General features: G+C 45.6%; 5 protein-coding genes. All 5 read right to left on the bottom strand.

Going from position 1 to position 4346, the window contains the following annotated elements; genetic code table 11:
- Positions 1 to 44: 44 nt before the first annotated feature.
- From QF06_RS07630 to QF06_RS07610, 5 genes are read right to left on the bottom strand one after another with little or no spacing between them, the layout of a single operon-like run.
- Positions 45 to 794, bottom strand: a complete 750-nt coding sequence (locus tag QF06_RS07630) for a polyketide synthase (protein ID WP_041850818.1) — start codon at positions 792 to 794, stop codon at positions 45 to 47.
- Between the two features lie 31 nt (positions 795 to 825).
- Complete coding sequence (locus QF06_RS07625; RefSeq protein WP_072692616.1) at positions 826 to 1605, bottom strand: enoyl-CoA hydratase/isomerase; 780 nt, start codon at positions 1603 to 1605, stop codon at positions 826 to 828.
- Positions 1593 to 2855 (bottom strand): polyketide biosynthesis 3-hydroxy-3-methylglutaryl-ACP synthase PksG, encoded by a 1263-nt coding sequence (gene pksG / locus QF06_RS07620; protein WP_032725729.1) that lies wholly within the window; start codon positions 2853 to 2855, stop codon positions 1593 to 1595. Before pksG ends, QF06_RS07625 begins: the two co-directional genes overlap by 13 nt.
- Positions 2856 to 4103, bottom strand: a complete 1248-nt coding sequence (pksF, locus tag QF06_RS07615) for a polyketide biosynthesis malonyl-ACP decarboxylase PksF (RefSeq protein ID WP_043940120.1) — start codon at positions 4101 to 4103, stop codon at positions 2856 to 2858.
- Positions 4081 to 4329: an acyl carrier protein gene (locus QF06_RS07610; RefSeq protein WP_038828279.1), complete on the bottom strand. Its 249-nt coding sequence runs from the start codon at positions 4327 to 4329 to the stop codon at positions 4081 to 4083. The genes pksF and QF06_RS07610 overlap by 23 nt, the downstream gene beginning before the upstream one ends.
- Positions 4330 to 4346: the final 17 nt, after the last annotated feature.

Below are 4346 nucleotides of genomic sequence, written 5' to 3'. Positions count from 1 at the left end.
CACGCTGCCTCCATTTCACCTGCAAAATTTTTATATGTTTTCAGTTAATTACCATATAAACCTTTGATTCTACTTTTGACTTCTTCATGATGAAATGTTTTCTCATGCATCACCAATTCCTGTTCAATGACGCGCGGCAGCTGATCGCGAAGCGAAGCAACCAAATGATCTTTCAGTGTAACCAGTGAGTTTCTCGGCTTTTCCGCCAATTCTTGCGCCAGCTCCACTGCATAATCTAACACTTCTGCACGGGGCAGCACCTTAAAGGGAACCCCTCTTTTTTCAAGATCAGCTCCGCGGTAGCTGCCCGCATTCAATAATATTTCCTGGGCCAGGCTGAAACCCAGTTTTTTAGGAACGATAAAGGTAGCGCCCATTCCAGGAGTAAATCCGTATTTCATAAAATTAGCCGTATACACGCTTTCCCTGCTCAGAATGACTATGTCAGCAAAGAGCCCCATGACAAAGCCGCCTCCAATTCCATGGCCCTGCATTGCCGCAATAACTGGAATCTCACAATCCAGCGCCAGAGAATAAAGATTGTCATCAGTGAACTTGGTCAATCCCTGTTGAATTCGAAGCAGTCCTTCTTGCGTTCCTCCTGAAGCAAAATAATTATCATATCCTGTCAAAATAACCGCTTTGTATTTGGGATTCTGCCGTATGTATTCAAACGCTTGAATTAAACCATCTGTAAGTTCTTGTGAAAACGCGTTTTTATGAGTGCGATCTTGCATCTTTACCTGAATAATAGCGGATTCAATTTCGATAAGCTCTACAACAGAATGCGTCATGATGTCCTCCTAATGGTTCTGATTGAAACGGTTACTGATCCTCCCATGGGAATTGTCCTGTTTCAACATACCTGATGATTCCCATTTGGTTTTGAGGATCAGAAAACATGTTTTGATTTGCAGTTAAAGCGGTGGCTTTCGCACGACTGACTTGATGATCAAGTGAGCTCATAAACTGTTTATAATGTGCGATTCCTTTTTTATTCAGCCTCCGCAAACGCAATAAATGCTTTCTCAGCAGCACGTCACTTTCAGCATCAAAAGCATCTATTAACCCCCATTCACTGGCTTCCTGAACGGAAATCGGCTTTGTCATAAGCGTCATATAATGCGCTTTCTGCCGGCCGATACGGCGGATCAGAAACGGTAAAACACAAGCAGGGTACAGGCCGAATAGCAGCTCAGAGAGACTGAATGACGCCGTCTGATCAGCAATGGCAATATCTGTGGCAGATACAAATCCAAGACCGCCGGCATTCACTTTTCCCCTGACATGCGAAATCGTGACATAAGGGCCGGTCTGCAATTTCATCCACAAATCATAGAGAGGCTCTTGGGAGCTTGCCTGTTTTCTGCCCCTTTTCATTTCCTGATAGATTTCTTGAAAATCAGCTCCAAAACAAAACACCTCGGGAAGCCCCTCTAAAACGACAACCGTCACCGTTGATGTTTCACATTGATTTAACACTTGCAAGCACTCTTCTATCAGCGTGTCATTAATCGTATTATTCGCTTCAGGACGGTGAAAGGTAATATAGCAAACCGACGCTTGAAAGCGGACCTTTATCGTTTGATAGGTCACGAGATCCACCTGTACTTCCGATGAAACTCAGAAATTTCTTCTAAAAACAAGCGCGGCTTCTCTTGAGTGGACTGCATGATACCCGGTATCATCTCAAAGTCCAGCTTTACATTGCGCGTCCCAAACCGCACCATCCCGCTCCCCTTAAACAATAGCTCATACTCTTCCATGGAGAGCTGATACCGGCGATCCAAATGCTTCTCAATACCAAATGTTCGCTGACGCTCCTGGCCTTGCGGAGTTGTAATTCCGCTGTAGAATTCAGAACAGCAGCCGGATCCGTAGGAAAAACAGCCAATTCGTTTAGGCGAATCAAACCTCCCTTGGTCTATCGTGCTGGCCAATGCCAGAAACAAGGCTGCCCCCATAATATTTCCAACTCGTTGACAGTAGTTTAACCCTGGTTTTACCCGAGTTAAAAAATCCGTCTCAATCCCGGATGTTTTCACCTTCGCTACCCTACGCATCATTGTCCGGTGCGCGCCTTTCACCATCCCGCCAAAGGGCGTATGGTAAGCAAGATATTGAAACGTGTCCTGATAATTGGCACCCGGTACACGCTTTTGATATTCCAGAAAGGTCTGTTCGCAGCAATCCAAATATGACATTAAAGACAGATCAGAATCTCCCGCTTCACTGTCGGGAATGGGGCGGCACGTGTCCATCACTTCATAGCCGTAATAACCATTTGCTCCGGGATCTATCTGAAACACCTCGGGATTTTCGCCAACTAAAACGGCCACCGCTCCCGCTCCGGCGCTCGGTTCCGCATAAGACCAATCTTCGCTTAAAGCGTCTCCGCCCTCAGCGATTAAAAAACGTGAAATATCACTGGCGATAACCAGTGCTTTGGCACCCGGAGAAGTTTGGGATAATATAAAATTCACCGCCATCTGAAATCCCGCTGTCCCTGAATAACACGCCTGTTTAACCTCAAACAAACGGCAGTTGCGGTTGAGACCTAAATATTCATGGATATATGTACTTAACGATTTCCCAAAGTCGATCCCGGATTCAGAGCAAGTGATCAGCAATTCAATCCGGTCCTTCTCTGCTTCAGATAAAGCATCAATAATCGGCTTAGCTGCATTGACTCCGAAGGTCACGGGATCTTCATAAGGCAGTGCTACCGCTTTTTCTTTCATTAATAAATTTTCAAATCTCGCAGTATCTAAGTGTCTGTATTTGGCCAGCTCCATGACATCAAGGTATGCCGTTCCGCCAAAGACATTCATCGCTTCTATTCCGGCTGAAACCATTTATGATTCGCCTCCACATTTCTCAATGTTTTGTATACAAACCGCGGTGTTCATTCCGCTAAACCCCATGCTTAAGCTCAGCGCATTTTTGATGCGGTATGAAATCGATTTCTCATTTACCCAATGAAAGGAATCATCGATTGGATGATCCAAATTCCTGCTCGGATGCAGGGCAGATTTTTTCATTTGCAGCAAAACAGAAATAATCTCTACGATGCCCGCCGCACTAAGCCCGTGTCCGGTTATCGATTTTGTTGCATTGATATAAGCATGGGAAAGCCGGCATGCACGGAGCGCCTTTAATTCTATTTCATCTCCAATAAAAGAGCCTGTTCCATGAGGATTAATATAATCAATATCTTCTGGTAAAAGCCTGGCACGCTCCAGTGCCTTCTGGATGACATGAATCTCTCCTTCTAATGAAGGATCAGGATTCCGGTTTCCGTCCAGTTTGATTGACCAGCCAGACAATGCTGCATAAGGTTTTAGACCTCTTCGTAAAGCCGTCTCCTTTCGTTCTATTACCAATGCACCGCACGATTCTCCATAGATAAACCCGTCTCTGTTTTGATCGAAAGGACGGCACGCATTTTCAGGTTCATCAGCATATTTGTCCGTCCCCATAGCGCCTAAAGCCCTTAGCGCCTCGCATTCCATATAAGAAAGATCCATTAAAGCACCAAGTGCTATGCAAGTATCAACTTCGCCTGACAGGACTTGCTGAATCGCATGAATGACTGCTAACTGGCCGCTGGCCGAAGCTCCTCCCACCGTATATGCTAATCCCGTGATGCCAAACTGATCTGTACATATCCCGCAAAGATCGCTGTCCATGAAAGACAGACCATACGCCGGAGAAATAAAACCGGAGCGGTCTTGATACCTTTCATAAACTTCAAAGTTTTCTCTCTGTTGAAAATTTGATCCGCCAACAACCAGTCCGATACGTGAGGAATCTGCATCGTCCAATTCAGCCTCCTCCCAAGCCTCTGTGAGAGTTACCAATGCAGCGCGGCTGGAGAATGATGCTTTTCGCAACATTTTTTTAGAGAGTCGGTCAGGATAAGACAATGACGCAATTTCGGCTCCGATAAACCGGCTGTCTTTTTGTCTGCCTGAACGCTTCATGACATCAAAGGCATGTCTGCCGGACAGCAGCGAGGAAGCAAAGTCCTCTTTCCCTTGACCGATAGAGGCCGTAACGCCTACACCGGTCACCACCACCTCAGGCAGATTGCACTTTGTCATAAAGCACCTCAGCTAATTCACCGATGTTTTTCACCCCGGATAGCTCAACGCGAGGGATTTTTAACGATAAATCCTCTAGGACCATCGTGATAATTTCAGCTCTGTCTACAGAGTCAGCTCCTAGCTCAACTAACTGATCTTCAGGCTCAAATCTGTGTCCGTCTAATTCAGGAAGCACCTCGCAAATATTGGTGATTAGTACTTCAAAGATTCTCTGTTTATCCATAATGCGCTCTCTCCTTC

It is taken from the genome of Bacillus sp. YP1, from assembly GCF_000877815.1.
Classification (GTDB): Bacteria; Bacillota; Bacilli; order Bacillales; family Bacillaceae; genus Bacillus; species Bacillus subtilis.
This window is presented reverse-complemented; position numbering and strand designations above follow the sequence as displayed.

Bases quoted from the DNA above. Each gene is read 5' to 3' on its own strand.
- QF06_RS07630 (WP_041850818.1), bottom strand. From the start codon at position 794: ATGACGCATTCTGTTGTAGAGCTTATCGAAATTGAATCCGCTATTATT.
- QF06_RS07610 (WP_038828279.1), bottom strand. From the start codon at position 4,329: ATGGATAAACAGAGAATCTTTGAAGTACTAATCACCAATATTTGCGAG.
- pksG (WP_032725729.1), bottom strand. From the start codon at position 2,855: ATGGTTTCAGCCGGAATAGAAGCGATGAATGTCTTTGGCGGAACGGCA.
- pksF (WP_043940120.1), bottom strand. From the start codon at position 4,103: ATGACAAAGTGCAATCTGCCTGAGGTGGTGGTGACCGGTGTAGGCGTT.